The sequence below is a fragment of the Micromonospora salmantinae genome (assembly GCF_022230905.1).
Lineage (GTDB): Bacteria > Actinomycetota > Actinomycetes > Mycobacteriales > Micromonosporaceae > Micromonospora > Micromonospora salmantinae.
The window spans coordinates 25,137-41,336 of record NZ_JAKKFG010000003.1; the positions used below are offsets into that span (position 1 = coordinate 25,137).

General features: G+C 72.2%; 14 protein-coding genes. 12 read left to right on the plus strand and 2 right to left on the minus strand.

Features of this window, described 5'->3' with window-relative positions:
- Positions 1-30: 30 nt before the first annotated feature.
- The 3 genes from PSH03_RS02425 to PSH03_RS02435 are packed head-to-tail and all read left to right on the plus strand — an operon-like array spanning position 31 to position 3,120.
- The gene (locus tag PSH03_RS02425) at positions 31-1,164 is read left to right on the plus strand and encodes an epoxide hydrolase family protein (protein ID WP_238688109.1); all 1,134 of its coding nucleotides are present in this window, start codon (positions 31-33) and stop codon (positions 1,162-1,164) included.
- Entirely contained in the window at positions 1,161-2,318 is a 1,158-nt protein-coding gene (locus PSH03_RS02430) for a winged helix DNA-binding domain-containing protein (protein ID WP_238688110.1), read from the plus strand. Before PSH03_RS02425 ends, PSH03_RS02430 begins: the two co-directional genes overlap by 4 nt.
- A 37-nt stretch (positions 2,319-2,355) precedes the next feature.
- Positions 2,356-3,120 carry a YqjF family protein gene (locus PSH03_RS02435; protein WP_238688111.1) on the plus strand — a complete coding sequence of 255 codons (765 nt, stop codon included), beginning with the start codon at positions 2,356-2,358 and terminating at the stop codon, positions 3,118-3,120.
- On the opposite strand, the gene PSH03_RS02440 is transcribed toward PSH03_RS02435, so the two are convergent.
- Positions 3,114-4,091: an aldo/keto reductase gene (locus PSH03_RS02440; protein WP_238688112.1), complete on the minus strand. Its 978-nt coding sequence runs from the start codon at positions 4,089-4,091 to the stop codon at positions 3,114-3,116. The two genes, PSH03_RS02435 and PSH03_RS02440, sit on opposite strands and share 7 nt — an antisense overlap.
- 170 nt (positions 4,092-4,261) lie before the next feature.
- Here PSH03_RS02440 and PSH03_RS02445 point away from each other — a divergent pair, with 170 nt between their 5' ends.
- From PSH03_RS02445 to PSH03_RS02465, 5 genes are all read left to right on the plus strand, one after another.
- Positions 4,262-4,621, plus strand: a complete 360-nt coding sequence (locus PSH03_RS02445) for a hypothetical protein (RefSeq protein ID WP_210784677.1) — start codon at positions 4,262-4,264, stop codon at positions 4,619-4,621.
- A gap of 34 nt (positions 4,622-4,655) precedes the next feature.
- Complete coding sequence (locus tag PSH03_RS02450; RefSeq protein ID WP_238688113.1) at positions 4,656-5,216, plus strand: carboxymuconolactone decarboxylase family protein; 561 nt, start codon at positions 4,656-4,658, stop codon at positions 5,214-5,216.
- 4 nt (positions 5,217-5,220) lie between these two features.
- Positions 5,221-5,787 (plus strand): TetR/AcrR family transcriptional regulator, encoded by a 567-nt coding sequence (locus PSH03_RS02455; protein WP_238688114.1) that lies wholly within the window; start codon positions 5,221-5,223, stop codon positions 5,785-5,787.
- Between the two features lie 135 nt (positions 5,788-5,922).
- Positions 5,923-6,525 (plus strand): dihydrofolate reductase family protein, encoded by a 603-nt coding sequence (locus PSH03_RS02460; protein ID WP_238688115.1) that lies wholly within the window; start codon positions 5,923-5,925, stop codon positions 6,523-6,525.
- Positions 6,526-6,635: 110 nt separating this feature from the next.
- Entirely contained in the window at positions 6,636-7,988 is a 1,353-nt protein-coding gene (locus PSH03_RS02465) for a cellulase family glycosylhydrolase (protein ID WP_238688116.1), read from the plus strand.
- 124 nt (positions 7,989-8,112) lie between these two features.
- Here the strand turns inward: PSH03_RS02465 and PSH03_RS02470 are convergent, their stop codons facing one another.
- Positions 8,113-9,057, minus strand: coding sequence for a GlxA family transcriptional regulator (locus PSH03_RS02470; RefSeq protein ID WP_238688117.1), 945 nt, complete (start codon positions 9,055-9,057; stop codon positions 8,113-8,115).
- Between the two features lie 53 nt (positions 9,058-9,110).
- Between PSH03_RS02470 and PSH03_RS02475 the strand changes: the two genes are divergently transcribed.
- The 4 genes from PSH03_RS02475 (at position 9,111) to PSH03_RS02490 (ending at position 16,184) form a co-directional block, all read left to right on the plus strand.
- Entirely contained in the window at positions 9,111-9,677 is a 567-nt protein-coding gene (locus tag PSH03_RS02475; protein WP_238688118.1) for a DJ-1/PfpI family protein, read from the plus strand.
- Between the two features lie 114 nt (positions 9,678-9,791).
- Positions 9,792-12,461 carry a carboxylate--amine ligase/circularly permuted type 2 ATP-grasp protein gene (locus PSH03_RS02480; protein WP_238688119.1) on the plus strand — a complete coding sequence of 890 codons (2,670 nt, stop codon included), beginning with the start codon at positions 9,792-9,794 and terminating at the stop codon, positions 12,459-12,461.
- A gap of 99 nt (positions 12,462-12,560) precedes the next feature.
- Positions 12,561-14,339 (plus strand): N-acetylglutaminylglutamine amidotransferase, encoded by a 1,779-nt coding sequence (locus tag PSH03_RS02485; protein WP_238688120.1) that lies wholly within the window; start codon positions 12,561-12,563, stop codon positions 14,337-14,339.
- A complete protein-coding gene (locus tag PSH03_RS02490; RefSeq protein ID WP_238688121.1) occupies positions 14,340-16,184 on the plus strand; it encodes a S9 family peptidase in 1,845 nt (614 codons plus the stop codon). It begins immediately after the preceding gene.
- The last annotated feature ends 16 nt before the right edge of the window (positions 16,185-16,200 follow it).

Consider the following 16,200-nt stretch of genomic DNA (forward strand, 5'->3'; position numbering starts at 1 on the left):
CTGTCCTATATGAGCCGTAGCGTTTCCGGCATGACGCCCTTTCGCATCGACATCCCGCAGGCGGACGTCGACGACCTGCGTGACCGGCTCTCCCGAACCCGGTGGCCCCGCTCGTTGCCCGGCACCGGCTGGAGCCGCGGGGTGCCGGTGCAGTACCTGCGCGAGCTGACCGAGTACTGGGCGAACGGTTACGACTGGCGGGCCCACGAGGCTCGTCTGAACGACTTCCCCCAGCTCGTCACCGAGATCGACGGTCTGGATGTGCATGTGTTGCACGTCCGCTCGCCGGAGCCGGACGCGTTGCCGTTGTTGCTGACGCACGGCTGGCCGAACTCGGTGGTCGAGTTCACCGAGCTGATCGGCCCGCTGTCCGACCCACGCGCTCATGGCGGGGATCCCGCGCAGGCGTTTCACGTGGTGGTGCCGTCGGTGCCCGGATACGGTTTCTCGCAGGCGCCGCCGGCCGGGTTCACGATCGACCGGCTCGCCCGGATGTGGGCCGAGCTGATGGTCCGCCTCGGCTACCACCGTTACGGCACCCAGGGTGGCGACCTCGGCGCGTACATCGCGCCACGGGTCGCCGCAGTGGCGCCGGAGCAGGTCGTCGGCGTGCACATCGACGGCGGGTTCGGCTTTCCGACGGCCGCCGACGTGCCGGACATGAGCGTGGCGGAACGCGCCGAGTGGGATCAGATGCAGCAGTGGATGAGCGGCGGCGTCGACCATCACGCGTTGCTGCGGGCGGCGCCGCAAACCTTCTCGTACGCCTGGAACGACTCGCCGGTCGGGCTGCTGGCCTGGATGATGCACAAGTTCAAGGAGTTCACCATGACGGTGCCGACGCCGGAGCAGGCCATCGACCGGGACCACCTGCTCACCAATGTGAGCCTCTACTGGTTCACCGGCACCTCGGGAACGTCGTCGTGGCCCATGTACGAGCGACTCACCGTCGCCGACGACGGCGGTTTCGTCTGGCCGACGGGCCAGCGGCGGGTGCCGTCCGGTGTGTACGGCGGCGGCTCCGCGCTGATGCGCCGCATCGCCGAGCGTGACAACACCATCGTCCACTGGCCGCAGGGCAACCCGGGCAGCCACTTCGTGGCGATGGACGAGCCGCTGGCGCACGCGGCGGACATCCGCGCGTTCTTCGAGGGCCTGCGATGACCGAGCTGAGCTGGGCGCAGGTGTCCGCCCGACGACTACAGCGGCACCGGCTCCGCACGCCGGCGGCGGACGCGGCACCGGACGCGGTGCGCGTCGCCGAGGTGGTGTCGGCGATCAGCGGCGCGCACGCCCAGGTCGCGTCGGCCGCCGAGCTGTCCATCGGGCTGCGGGTGCCGGGCACGACCCGCGCCCTGGTGCGCCGGGCACTGTGGACCGACCGCACCCTGGTCAAGACCCGTGGGCCACGCGGGACCGTGCACCTGCTCGCCGCGGCGGACCTGCCGATGTGGGTCGGCGCGCTGACCACGTTGCCGACCCCCTCGTGGGAGCGCAGTGCGGTCCTGCTGACGCCCCGGCAGACCGAGCAGGTCCTCGCGGCCATCGCCGACGCCGTTGCCGAGGCCGACCTGACCACCGCCGAGCTGACCGAGGAGATCGTCGCCCGCACCGGCCCATGGGCGGGTGACCTGGTCATGGAGGCGTTCCAGGACAAATGGCCCCGGTGGATCGCCGCGATGACCGCCGCCACCCGGGGCGGAGTGATCTGCTTCGGCCCGAATCGCGGTCGGGCCAGCACGTACACCAGCCCGACCCGGTGGCTGCCCGACTTCGCGCCGATGCCCGGTCCCGCCGCCCTGGCCGCCCTCGTCCGCAGCTACCTGCACGCGTACGGGCCGGCCACCCCGGCACAGTTCGCCCGGTGGCTCGGGGTGCCGGCGGGGTGGGGGACGTCGCTGTTCGACTCGCTGGACCTGGCCGAGGTGACGGTGGAGGGCACCCGGTCCTGGGTGAGCGCCGACGACACCGAATTCCCCGACGACCGGCCGTCCGGGTTGCGGCTGCTGCCGTACTTCGACGCGTACGCCGTCGGCTGCCACCCCCGCGAACGGGTGTTTCCCGGAGCCGCCGCCGAGCGGGCGCTCGCCGGTGGCCAGGCCGGCAACTATCCGGTGCTGCTGGTCGACGGGGTGGTCGCCGGCGTGTGGCATCAACGCCGCTCCGGCCGCGCGATCCGGGTCACCATCGAGCCGTTGCGGACGCTCGGAGCCGCCCAGCAGCGGGCGTTGGGGGAGGAGGTCGAACGGGTCGGCGAGATCCTGGAGGGCAGGGCGTCGCTGACCATCGGCACCGTCAGTGTCGGTCCGCACGCCTGAGGCCACGCCGGCCCACCGCCTGGGCCACTATGAGAGCGTGCACCCCGAGCCGGTCGACCACGCGCCCCGGCAGGCGTTCCCCTGGGCGCTCCTGCGTCAGCGCTGGGAGGACCTCACCTTCCTGCACTGGGCCGTCGCTCCGGAGGTGGTCGCGCCGTTGCTGCCCGCCGGCACTCGTCCGGACACGCTGCAGGGGATCAGCTACGTGGGCCTGATCGGTTTCCGGATGGTCGGGCTGGGCTTCGGCCGCGGCCCGGGGGTGCCGTACTTCGGCACCTTCTGGGAGACGAACGTCCGGCTCTACTCAGTCGACGACGCCGGCCGACGAGCCGTCGTGTTCCGGTCGCTCGACGCGTCTCGACTGCTGCCGGTGCTGGTGGCGCGGGCGACGCTGCGCCTGCCGTACCTCTGGTCGTCGATGCGGTTGGACCGCGACGGCGACCGTCGCACCTACCGCTGCCGGCGACGCTGGCCGGGGCCGGCGGGCGCGACGAGCCGGATGGTGGTGCGGGTGGGGGAGCCGATCGCCGAGCCGACCCCGCTCGAACACTTCGTCACCGCCCGCTGGGGGCTGCACACCCGGGCGTACGGGCGCACGTTGCACCTGCCGAACTGGCATCCGAGCTGGCCGCTGCACCGGGCCGAGGTGCTGCACCTGGATGACGAGTTGGTGGCCGCCGCCGGGCTGCCGGCACCGGTCGGGCCACCGGTCAGCGTGCTCTACTCGCCAGGTGTCGGGGTCAGGTTCGGCCCGCCGGTGGCGGCCCGGCCGCCTGGTGCCGGGCCGCCGGAGCCTCAGTAGCGGCCACCCTCGGGCGCGGGCAGCGCGTCCAGGTCGGCCAGGTCCTCGGCGCTGAGCCGCACGTCAGCGGCCGCGCAGTTGTCCACCAGGTACTTCGGGGTTTTGGTGCCGGGGATCGGGATGACCTGGTCACCCCGGGCGACCACCCACGCGAGGGCGACCTGCGCGGGGCTGAAGCCGGCCCGGTCGGCGATCTCCCGGACCCGGGCGACGATGGCGAGGTTGGCGCGCAGCGCGTCCTGCTGGAAGCGCGGTAGGCCGCGCCGGAAGTCGTCGGCGGGCAGGTCGTCGAACGAGCTGAACCGGCCGGCGAGGAAACCGCGACCGAGTGGGGAGAACGGCAGGAAGGCGATGCCCTGCTCGGCGCAGTACGGCAACACCTCGGTCAACGGGTCGCGCGTCCACAGTGACAACTCGGACTGCACCGACGCCACCGGGTGCACCGCCTGGGCCCGCGCGATCTGCGCGACAGTCACCTCGGACAGGCCGAGCTGCCGGGCCTTGCCCGCCGCCACGACCTCGGCCATCGCACCCCAGGACTCCTCGATGGGCACCTCCGGGTCGACCCGGTGAAGCTGGTAGAGGTCGACGTGGTCGGTGCCGAGCCGGCGCAGGCTGTCGTCGATCGCCGCTCGGATGTGCTCCGGACGGCCGTTGTTGCCGATCTTCGGTGAGTTGCCGGGGCCGCCGGTGGGGGAGGTGGCCACCAGGCCGACCTTCGTGGCCAGCACGGCCCGATCCCGGTGCCCGCCGGCCAGCGCCCGCCCGACCAGCTCCTCGTTGGTGTACGGCCCGTACACGTCCGACGTGTCGATCAGCGTCGCGCCCAGGTCCAGTGCCTGTCGGATGACGGAGATCGAGGTGTCGTCGTCGCGAGGGCCGGTGATGTCGTAGCCGTGGCTCATGCCCATGCAGCCGAGGCCGATGACGCCGACCTCGGGCCCGGTGCTGCCCAGCGTGGTGGTTCGCATGCGCCCCACGCTACGACCGGACCGGCGGACCCGCACCCGCCGTGGTGGGTGCGGCTGCTCCCCGGGCACGTGACGACTCTCACCGGAAGTGGACTCGGGAGTCCGGTACGGTGGGCGCTAAGCGGACCTACGAGTCCGGATGTGCCCGACGGCGACCCACGAGGAGCCCCATGAATCCGGTACGGATCAGCGACGCCCTGCGCGCCGTGGTCTTCGAGCCGACGCGCGACCTGACCGAGGCGCTCGACGAGTTCTACGCCCCCGACTACACCCACCGCAGCGACGGCGAGACCCTCGACCGGGCCGGATTCGTCGCGATGGTGACCCGGGTACGCGGTCAGATCGCCAGCGGCACCGTGCGGGTCCTCGACGAGCTGCGCGACGGTCTCCGCTACGCCGAACGACACGTCTACGAGATCACCCTGGCCGACGGGTCGACCGCCCGACGGGAGATCGCCATCTTCGGGACGTACGCCGAGGACGGCCGCTTCCGCCACCTCAGCGAGACGGGTTTCGACCTGCCCGCCTGAAACCGTCTCGACGACCAACGCAGGAGAGAGAGCCATGCCCCGCCTTGCCGACCCCGACCCGAACGCGATTCCGGCCGACGTCCGCGACGTCCTGTCCGCCCTGCCGCCCGACCCGATGGTCAAGATGCTGACCCACTCGACCGGCACGGTGAACCTCTTCATCCAGCTCGCGAGGGCGCAGTTCACCTCGTTGGAGCTGCCCGCCCGCTCGCGGGAACTGGTCATCCTCACCGTGGCCGAGTACACCGATTGCGAGTTCGTGGCGGCCCAGCATGGCCCGATGTCGGCGGCGGCCGGCGTCGACGAGCGCACCCGGGAGATCATCAGCAGCCGGGACATCGACGACCCACACCTCTCCGGTCATGACCGCACGCTCATCCGGTTCGCCGCCGAGGTGGTGCGGTCACCGCGCGTTCCCGACGACCTCTTCGAGCAGGCGCGGAACACCCTCAGTGAGCGCGAGATCGTCGAGGTGCTCCAGGTGATCGGCTACTACTGGTCGTTCGGCCGGGTGGCCACGGTGCTCGACGTCGAACTCACCACCGTTTACGGCGACGAGCCGCTGCTGACCGACGAGACCGAGCGGGCAGACTGAGGCCATGACCCCACCGACGCCGAGCGACCCGGATGCTCCCCACCGGCGTCTGGACGCCCGTCGTAACCAGGAGCGGGTCATCGCCGCCGCCCGGGAACTCTTCAGCGAGCAGGGTCTCCAGGTGACGGTGCCGCAGGTGGCGGAGCGGGCCGGGGTGGGACGCGCCACGGTGTACCGCAGTTACCCCAGCAAGGAAGACCTGATCGTCGCGGTCGTCCAGCGGCAGTTTCAGGAGATGGAGCAGCGCACCCGCGCGGCGCTCGACGGCGCCGACGCGTACCGGGAGTGGTGTTCCTTCGTGCCCGACCTGTTCGGACGCCTCGCCCGCGACCGGGTCCTCGCCGACGCGTTCTTCGAGGGCAGGCTGGTGCCCGCCGCGCGCATCCTGGATCTGATCGGGCAACTGGTGGCGGCGGCCCGAGCGTCCGGCAAGATTCGCCCGGACGCCGGGGAGCTGGACATCCGGGTAATCCTCTGCGGAGCGGTCCGGCAGCTCATCGTGCTCGACGAGCGCGACCCGGCGGTGTGGCGCCGGTACGCCGACCTCGTGCTCAACGCGCTGCGCCCCTGACGGCCAAGGCTGACACTGGGGGGAAGCTCGACCGACGGGTCGAGGGCGGTCGCGCCGGCTTCGACAATGGGTCGAGGGACGGAGGCAGCCGGCCTCGCCGACGAGTCGACACGGCACGGACCGAGGAGTGGATCGATGACGAAGGTGACGACCTGGGCGACGATGTCGTTGGACGGCTACATCGCGGACGCGTCCCACGGTGGTTTCGAGTACCTCTTCCAGTGGTACGAGAACGGCGACGTCGAGACGCCGACGGCCGACCCCGAGCTGACCTTTCGGACCTCCGCCACGAGCGCCCGGCACCTGCGGGCTCTCACCGAGCGGACCGGCGCGCTCGTCGTCGGCCGGCGGCTCTTCGACATCACCAGCGGGTGGGGTGGCCGGCATCCGTTGGACGTGCCGGTCGTGGTGGTCACGCACAGCGTGCCGGAGGGTTGGGCACCCGAGAACGACTCCTTCGTCTTCGTCACCGACGGCATCGAGAGCGCGATCGCCCGGGCGAAGGCGATCGCCGGGGACAAGGAGGTCGGTGTCAACGGCGGCACCATCGCCGCCCAGGTCGTCGAGGCCGGCCTGCTCGACGAGGTGTACGTCGAACTCGTCCCGGTCCTGCTCGGTGCCGGCATCCCGCTCTTCGCCGACCTGAAGATCGCGCCACTTCAGCTGGACGGCCCGTTCAGCGTCGTCGAGGGCGACGGCGTCACCCACCTGGCCTACCGGGTACGCCCAACGACCTGAGCGCCGCGGGGACCAATCCCCCATCTTGCCCCCATAGGGATTGATCTATATCCTGCGCGCAGGCGCCGCCCCGCCTCAGGCCATCACCGTCGATCCGAAGCGGGTTCCGTATGCGCACACTGAGACTTGTCACGACCCTGGCCGTCGCCGGCCTGCTCGCCGGTGGGGTGGCACTTGTCGCCGCCACGCCGGCCGCTGCGGCGACAGCCGTGTTCTCCGTGACGAACAACTGGGGCAACGGCTACCAGGGGCAGGTCACCGTCACCAACGACACCTCCGCACCGATCACCAGCTGGCGGGTCGAGTTCGACCTGCCGTCCTCCTCGACCGTCAGCCAGTCGTGGAACGCGCAACAGAGCACCTCGGGCAGCCACTACACCTTCGCCAACGTGTCCTGGAACGGCACCCTCGCCGCCGGCGCCTCCACCTCGTTCGGCTTCCTCGTCAACGGCACCGGCACCCCGGTCAACTGCACAGTGAACGGCGCGTCCTGCGCCGGCGGCCCGCCCCCGACCACCCCGCCGCCCACGACCCCGCCGCCGACCACGCCGCCGCCGACCACCGGTACGCCGGTCGAGCGGCACGGGCAACTGCGGGTCTGCGGCACCACGATGTGCGACAGGTCCGGCGCGCGGGTGCAGCTGCGGGGCATCAGCAGCATGTGGCTCAACTGGGAGACCGCCCCGTACGCCGAGAACCTCTCCGCGTTGACCTGGATGCGCGACAACTGGAACCTGCAGGTGATCCGCGCGGCAATGGGCGTGGAGCCGGCCGGGGCGTACCTCAGTGATCCGGCCAAGGCGCGCGCGCAGGTGGAGACCATCATCAACAACGCGGTCACCGCCGGGGTCTACGTGATCGTCGACTGGCACGCGCACGAGGCGCAGAACAACCAGTCCCAGGCGGTGGCGTTCTTCGGCGACCTGGCCCGCCGGTACGGCCACCTGCCCAACGTCATCTGGGAGCCCTACAACGAGCCGCTCCAGGTCAGCTGGACCAACGTCATCAAGCCGTACCACCAGGCGGTGGTGTCCGCGATCCGCGCCGCCGACCCGGACAACATCGTCGTGCTCGGCACCCCGACCTGGTCACAGGACGTGGACGTCGCTGCGGCCAGCCCGGTCACCGGCACCAACCTGATGTACACCCTGCACTTCTACTCCTGCACGCACGGGGCGTCGCTGCGCGCCAAGGGCGACGCGGCGATCCGCGCGGGTCTGGCGCTGTTCGTCACCGAGTGGGGCGCCAGCAACGCCGATGGCGGCCTCGACGGTCGGGCCTGCCTGCCGGAGGCACAGTCCTGGATCGACTGGATGAAGGCGAACGGCATCTCCTGGACGGCCTGGAAGCTCGACGTCGGCACCGACACCACCAATCTGCTCAGCCCGGGGGCGCCGGTGACCGGTGGGTGGACCAACTACCTGCACGGCCACGCGCCGTTCGTGGTGACGAACATGAGGTGATCCCGGCCCCTGCTTGACCGGGATTGATCGAATCGAGACTGCTGATGTCGGGGTGTCCAGGCCGGCGGGACACCCCGACATCACCGACCGCCACCACGGCCACGCCACCGCCACCGCCGAAGGGTCACTGTGTGAAAGCCCGCCGGTACGCGGTGGGGGTGGTGGCGAAGGCCCGCTGGAAATGCGCACGGAGGTTGGTCGCCGTGCCCAGGCCGGTACGCCGTGCGACCTCGTCGATGGTGATCCCGCCGTTCTCGAGCAGGGTGCAGGCCGCACGCAGCCGTTGCTGGATCAACCACGCTCGTGGGCTCATCCGGAACCGACTCTGGAAGGTGCGGTGCAGCGTACGGCTGGACATCACACCCTGCCGGGCAAGGTCCGCGACGGTGATCGGGCGGTGCAGGTTGCCGCTCGCCCACGTGATGACGCCGGCCAACTCGTCGCCCTCACCCGGGACGCCGACCGGGATGAACTGGGCCTGACCGCCGGCTCGGTGCAGCGGCGTGACCATGTGGCGGGCCCGTTGGATGGCGGCAGCCTGCCCGTGGTCGCGGCCGACGAGGTAGAGGCACATGTCCAGACCGGCGGCGAGTCCGGCGCTGGTGATCACCTCGCCTTCGTCGACGTACAGCGCACTCGCGTCCACGAACACCAGTGGATGCTCGCGAGCGAGCGCGTCGGCGTGTGCCCAGTGGGTGGTCGCGCGGCGACCGTCGAGCAGGCCGGCCTGGGCCAGCGCGAAGGCGCCGGTGCAGATCGACGCGATGCGGGCGCCACGACTGTGTGCCTGCCGCAGCGCATCGAGAGCACGCGGCGGTGCCGGACCACGGCGGAATCCGGGCACGATCACCGTGTCGGCATCGTCGAGCGCGTCAAGCGTCGCGGCGACGCTCAGCTCCAGACCGTCCGTGGTGGTGGTGACCGAACCACCGTCCAGTGCGCACACCGTCATCGCGTACCGGCCGTGACCCTCGTGGCCGAACACCTGCGTCGCGATGGTCAGATCGAAGGCGACGACAGTGGGTAGGGCGAGGACGGCGACCCGATGCGTGGCGGGTTTCTTACGCATGATGGCAAGGATGCCACTCGCCGCCGCCCGGTCGGCAGGAGATTCTGGGCCGTATGCGAATCGAGATCGTGGTGTTCGACGGCTTCGACGAACTGGACGTCTTCGGGCCGTTCGAGGTGTTGTCGATGGCCGGCTTCGACGTGGCGCTGGTCGCCGTCGAACGATCGGGGCCGGTCACCAGCATGCGTGGTGTCCAACTTCAGGTGCCCGAGGTGCTGAGTCAGACCGACGGCGTGGTCGTCCCAGGTGGCGGATGGCTGAACCGGGCCCCAGAGGGCGCCTGGGCGCAGGCGCAGCGCGGTGTGCTGCCGGCGAAGCTGGCCGCGTTGGCGCCATCGGCGCGGTGGATGGCGTCGGTGTGCACCGGTGCGCTGTTGCTCGCCGCCGCCGGCCTGCTGACCGGCCGGCGGGCGACCACCAACCGCAACGCGTACGACGAGTTGCGCGCCCACGACGTCACAGTCCTCGACGAGCGGGTGGTCAACGACGGTGACCGGGTCACCGCTGGCGCGCTCTCGTCCGGGCTCGATCTGGGTCTGTGGCTCACCGAACGGGAACTCGGCGCCGCCACTGCCGACCGGGTCGCCGCCTCCATCGAGTACCGGGCGCCGCGTCGCTGAGCAGCCCGGACAGAACGGGCGCGTCACCTTAACGCGCCGGAAACACCCCCGGTACCAACCCTGGGAACGCTCGTCGGACAGTCGAGACCACCGACACGCGAACCCGGGGTGACCATGGCCGACAACACCACGAACGCGCCGACGTACGACGAGCCGGTGGGCCGGTCCGGCAACGGCCGGACGCTGCCCACCCCCCGTACGAACCCGCTCCTGTCGCTGGACGACGGCGACCCGGCGGACCTGGCCACGATCGGGGTGGAGGAGGAGTTCCACGTCGTCGACCTGCACACCCGGGAGTTGGTGCCCCGCGCCGGAGAGTTGCTCGACCGGTTGCCGGCGGCCTCGTTCACCGCCGAGCTGCACCGCAGCGTGGTGGAGACCAACACCGCGGTCTGCCGCACCCTGGACGAGATCCGTGCCGAGCTGACCCGGCTGCGTCAGGCGGCCGTCCAGGTCGCCGACCGGGCCGGTCTGGGCATCGTGGCGGCCGGCACGGTGCCGCTGCGCGCCGACGGCGACCCCAGCGTCACCCCCACCTCCCGTTACCGGCGGATGCTCGACGAGTACCAGCTGCTCGCCCGGGAGCAGTTGATCTGCGGCGCGCAGGTGCACGTCGGCGTCTCCGACCGGGACCTGGCGGTGGCGGTCACCCGCCGGGTCCAGCCGTGGCTGCCGGTGCTGCTCGCCCTCTCCACCAGCTCGCCGTACTGGATGGGCCAGGACAGCGGCTACGCCAGCGTCCGGTCCCTGGTCTGGCAGCGCTGGCCCACCGCCGGTGACCCGGGCGAGGTGACCAGCGCCGCGGACCACGAGGCGCTGGTCGCCGAGCTGATCTCCTCCGAGACCATCACCGACCCCGCAATGATCTATTTCGACGTCCGGCCGTCGGCGCACGTGCCCACGGTGGAGCTGCGGATCACCGACGCCAACGCCGACGTGGAGACCATCGTCCTGCTCACCGGCCTGTTCCGGGCGCTCGTCCGGCGGGAGGTCGCCGCCCTGCGCGCCGGGGCGGAGCGCACTGCCGTACGACCACCGGTGCTGCGCGCCGCCGTGTGGCGGGCCGCCCGCTCCGGGTTGGAAGGTGACCTGCTCGACCTGCCCCGGTCGGCCCGACCGGTGCCGGCCGCCCAGGCGGTCCGCCGCCTGGTGACCGACCTGCGCCCACAGTTGGAGGCGACCGGGGACTGGGAGCAGGTCGGCGAGCTGACCCGGTACGCGCTGGAACGCGGCAGCTCCGCCGCCCGGCAGCGGCGGGCGTACGAGCGACGGGGCCGGTTGGCCGACGTGGTCGACCTGCTGCTCGACGACACCCGGGGCCGGGTCCGCGGTCCGCTGCCGGGTGCGCCGACACCGCCGGCGCTGCCCACGTACGCCGACGCCGGCGACGAGGTCTTCGGACCGGCCGGACCGCAACCGGCGTACGCCCCGATGCTCGCGGCCCTGCGCCAACTCGGTGCCGGCGCCCTGCGCCAACGCGAACACGACCGGGACGAGGAGCAGCGGGCCCGGGGCGTGACGTTCAGCGTGGCCGGCGAGGCGAGCACCCGGCTCTTCCCGGTCGACCTGGTGCCCCGGGTGGTGCCCGCCGCCGACTGGCGGACCCTGCGTACCGGCCTGGTGCAACGCGCCCGCGCCCTCGACGCGTTCCTGCGCGACGTCTATGCCGACCGGGCCGTGGTGGCCGACGGCGTGGTTCCGGCGTGGGTGGTGGAGTCCTCACCCGGGCTGCGCCCGACCGGGGCGCTGATGGGCCGACGGAGCACGCGCGCCCAGGTGTCCGGCACCGACCTCGTCCGGGACCCGGACGGCGGCTGGTACGTGCTGGAGGACAACCTGCGGGTGCCCTCCGGGATCGGCTACGCGGTGCAGAACCGTCGGCTGACCCAGGCGGTGCTGCCGGAGCTGCCGGTGCCGGAGGATCTGCTGCCCGCCGACGAGACGCCGGCGATGTTGTACCGGGCGCTGGTCGCCGCCGCGCCCGCCGCGGCCGACGACCCCGCCGTGGTGGTGCTCAGCAGCGGCCCCGGTGATCCGGCGTGGTTCGAGCATCGGCTGCTCGCCGACGAGATGGGGGTTCCGCTGACCGAGACCAGCGACCTGCTGGTGGAGGAGGGTCGGGTCCGGCTGGTCCGCGAGGGCTGCCGCCGCGAGGTCGACGTGATCTACCTGCGGATGGACGAGGAGGCGCTGCTGCACGCGCCTGGCGCGGACGGGGTGCCGCTGGGCTGGCCGCTGCTCGCCGCCGTGCACGCCGGACGGCTCACGCTGGCCAACGCGCTGGGCAACGGTGTCGGTGACGACAAGGCGCTGTACGCGTACGTGCCCCGGCTGATCGAGTACTACCTGGGCGAGAAACCGCTGCTCGGGGACGTGCCGACGTACCTGTGTGGGCTGCCCGAGCAGCGGGCCGAGGTGCTGGGCCGGCTCGACGAGCTGGTGCTCAAGCCGGTCGACGGGTACGGCGGTGACCGGGTGGTGATCGGCCCGCGTGCCGAGGCGGAGGAGCTGGACGCCGTCCGGGAGCAGATCCTCGCGGCCCCGCACCGGTGGATCGCCCAGGAGATGATCGCGCTGACCACCCACCCGGTCTTCGACGGCACGGCGCTGGCTCCCCGCCACGTCGACCTGCGGGCGTTCGTGTTCCTCGGCGACACCGCCGAGGTCGCGCCGGTGGCGCTGACCCGGGTGGCTCCGGCCGGCAGCATGATCGTCAACTCGTCACGCGGCGGCGGGTCGAAGGACACCTGGCTGCTCGGTGGAGCCGACGAACCGTCGGCGTAACCGACGCTTGACCCACCCGTCATCGGGACGCAACCCGGTCCGCCAAGCCTGGACCGGTCAGCGGCCCTCAGCGGATTCAGCCGACGAAAGGTGTGTGCCATGTGCGGTATCGGAGGCGAGTTCCGCCTCGACGGGGCGCCAGCGGACCTGGCCGCCGTCGAGCGGATGCTCCCCGCGCTGGCCTCCCGGGGCCCGGACGGCGAGGGTCGGTGGCAGCAGGGGCCGGTGGCCCTGGTGCACCGCCGGCTGCGCATCATCGACCTGTCCGACGCGGGCGCCCAGCCGATGGTCGACACCGAGCTGGGTCTGGCAATGGTCTTCAACGGCTGCATCTACAACTATCGGGAGTTGCGCGACGAACTGACCGCCGCCGGCTACTCCTTCCGGTCCACCTCGGACACCGAGGTGATCCTCAAGGCGTACCACCGGTGGGGGACGGCCTGCGTCGAGCGGTTCTACGGCATGTTCGCGTTCGCCCTGGTCGAGCTGGCCACGCACACCCTGGTGCTGGCTCGCGACCGGCTCGGCATCAAACCGCTCTACCTGGCCGAGGGACATGGCCGGGTGCGTTTCGCCTCGACCCTGCCGGCGTTGCTCGCCGCCGGTGACGTGGACACCGACCTCGACCCGGTGGCGTTGCACCACTACATGAGCTTCCACTCGGTGGTGCCGCCGCCGCGCACGATCCTCGCCGGGGTCCGCAAGCTGCCACCGGCCACCGTGCGGGTGATCACCGCGGACGGGCGGAGCACCGACACCACCTACTGGCGGCCGGAGTTCAACCGGGGCGCCGTCCCCGCCATGTCCGCCGACGAGTGGCAGGAACGGCTCATGGCGGCGTTGCGCACCGCCGTACGACGGCGGATGGTCGCCGACGTGCCGGTCGGCGTACTGCTCTCCGGCGGTCTCGACTCCAGCCTGATCGTCGCCCTGCTGGCCGAGCAGGGTCAGACCGGCCTGGCCACCTTCAGCATCGGCTTCGAGGCGGCGGCGGGGGAGAGCGGCGACGAGTTCCACTACTCCGACCTGATGGCCCGCCACTTCGACACCGACCACCAGCAGATCCGCATCGGCGCGAAGCGGTTCGTGCCCGCCGTGCACCAGGCCATCGCGGCGATGAGCGAGCCGATGGTCAGCCACGACTGCGTCGCGTTCCACCTGCTCTCCGAGGAGGTCTCGCAGCGCATCACAGTGGTGCAGTCCGGGCAGGGCGCCGACGAGATCCTCGCCGGCTACGACTGGTACCCGCCGATGGCCAACGTGGCCCGCGCGGACGCCGTCGAGGCGTACGCCCGGGTGTTCTTCGATCGTCGCCACGACGTGCTCGGCGGGCAGCTGGCGCCCGAGTGGATGCTCGACCACGACGCCAGCCTGGAGTTCGTCGCCGCGCACTTCGGCGCGCCCGGCGCGGACACCGCGCTGGACGCGGCGCTGCGTCTGGACAGCCTGGTGATGCTCGTCGACGACCCGGTCAAGCGGGTCGACAACATGACGATGGCGTGGGGGTTGGAGGCGCGGGTGCCGTTCCTCGACCACGAGGTGGTCGAGCTGGCCGCCGCCTGCCCACCCGGCATGAAGCTGGCGCAGGGCGGCAAGGGGGTGCTGAAGGCGGCGAGCCGGGGCATCGTCCCGGACGAGGTGATCGACAGGCCGAAGGGCTACTTCCCGGTGCCCGCCATCCGGCACCTCTCCGGCCCACTGCTCGACGATGTGCGGGACGCGCTGACCGCCCGACCGGCGCGCGAGCGGGGCCTGTTCCGCAAGGACTACCTGGAGGAGTTGCTGGACGCGCCGAACGCCCAGCGGACCACGCTGGGCTCCAACGCGCTCTGGCAGCTCGGGCTGCTGGAGCTCTGGTTGCAGCGGATCGGGGTTTAGATGAGCGTACGGATTGAGCCGCCGCGCACCACCCGGCGGCCCCGACCCGCGAGCCACCGGCCGGTGTCGCCGCCGGTGCCGATCAGCGAGGACTTCGCCCCCGCGCCGTCCCCCGACGGGCGCCAGGTGGCATTCCTCTCCGACCGCGCTGGCACGCCCGGCGTCTGGGTCTGCCCGGTCGACGCGGGCCCGCCCGTCGCGCTGCCCGTCGGCGACGAGCCGGTCCTCGCGCTGAGCTGGTCCCCGGACGGCAAGTGGTTGGCCTGTGTCGTCGCCCCCGGTGGCGCGCCCCGCACCGAGCTGTGGGTGTTGCGCCCGGACGGCACGCGACGCCACCAGGTCGCCGGGTTCGGTCACCGCAGCGCCGCGCTGGCCGGCTGGCTGCCCGACGGCGCGGTGCTGGCGGTCACCGAGACCGACGAGCACGGGCAGGCCCTGCTGGTCGACGCGGCCACCGGGCACCGGCGGGTGCTCGCCCAGGGCGACCTGCTCACCCTCCTGGACGTGACCCCGGACGCCGGCACCGCGCTGCTGCGCCGCGGCCCCCGTAACGCCCGCTGGCTGGAGGTGCTCGACGTGGCCACCGGCGAACGGCAGCGACTCTTCCCGGACACCGGGCGGGGCAGCACCGACCAGGGTTGGTTCGGCCCGGACGGCACGAGCGTGCTGGCCCGCACCGACGCGTACTCCGAACTCGCCGCGCTGGTACGGGTCGACCTGGCCCGACCGGAGCAGCCGCCGACCCGGCTGGCCGGGCGACCGGACGCCGAGCTGGAACACGTCACGCCCAGCGCGGACGGGCAGCGCGGGGCGTTGCTGTGGAACACCTACGGCGGGCGCAGCGAGCTGAGCCTGCTCGACTTCGCCAGCGGTGTGCAGCGTGCCGTCACCGCACCCGGCGAGGTGCTCGGCGACGCCGTCTTCGCCGCCGACGGCGGCCTGCTCTGCCTCACCGCGCAGGGGTCGGTGCAGCCCCGGGAGGTGTGGCTGGTCGACCCGTCGACCGGGGCGCCGCGCCCGCTGCGGCCGGACACCGGCCCGCGCACTGACGATGCCGGTGTCGCGCCGCAACTGGTCGACCTGCGCGCCCGTGACGGGCTGCCGCTCTCCGGCTGGCTCTACCGCCCGGCCGGGCCGGGCCCCTGGCCGACGGCGATCAGCCTGCACGGGGGCCCGGAGGCGCAGGAGCGCCCCGGCTACAACCCACTGTTCCAGGCCCTCGTGGCGCAGGGCATCGCGGTCTTCGCGCCCAACGTCCGGGGGTCGTCCGGGTTCGGCCGCTCGTTCGTCGCCGCCGACAACCTCGCCGGCCGCTACGGTGCGATCGCCGACGTGGCGGCCTGCGCCGACTTCCTCGTCGACTCCGGGGTCGCCCGGCCCGGCCAGCTCGGCGTTCTGGGCCGCTCCTACGGCGGTTACCTGGTCCTCGCGGTGCTGGTGAACTTCCCCGGTCTGTTCGCCGCCGGGGTCGCCGAGTGCGGCATCTCCGACTTCCGGACCTTTTTCGCCGGCACCGAGCCGTGGATCGCCGCCGCCGCCGTGAGCAAGTACGGCGACCCCCAGCGGGACGCCGACCTGCTGCGCGACCTCTCCCCGCTGACCCACATCGATCGGCTGGACGTGCCGGTGCTGCTGATCCACGGCGCCAACGACACCAACGTGCCGGCGGGCGAGTCGGCGCAGGTAGCCCAGGCCCTCGCCGACCGGGGGGTGCCGCACGGGCACCTGGTGCTCGCCGGGGAGGGGCACGACTTCCTGTCGCGGGCCAACGCCGAGGCGGCCCGTACGGCCACCACCGGTTGGCTGACCCGGCACCTCGCCGCGACCGCGACCGTCGTCGGCTGAGGCGTTATCCTGCGCC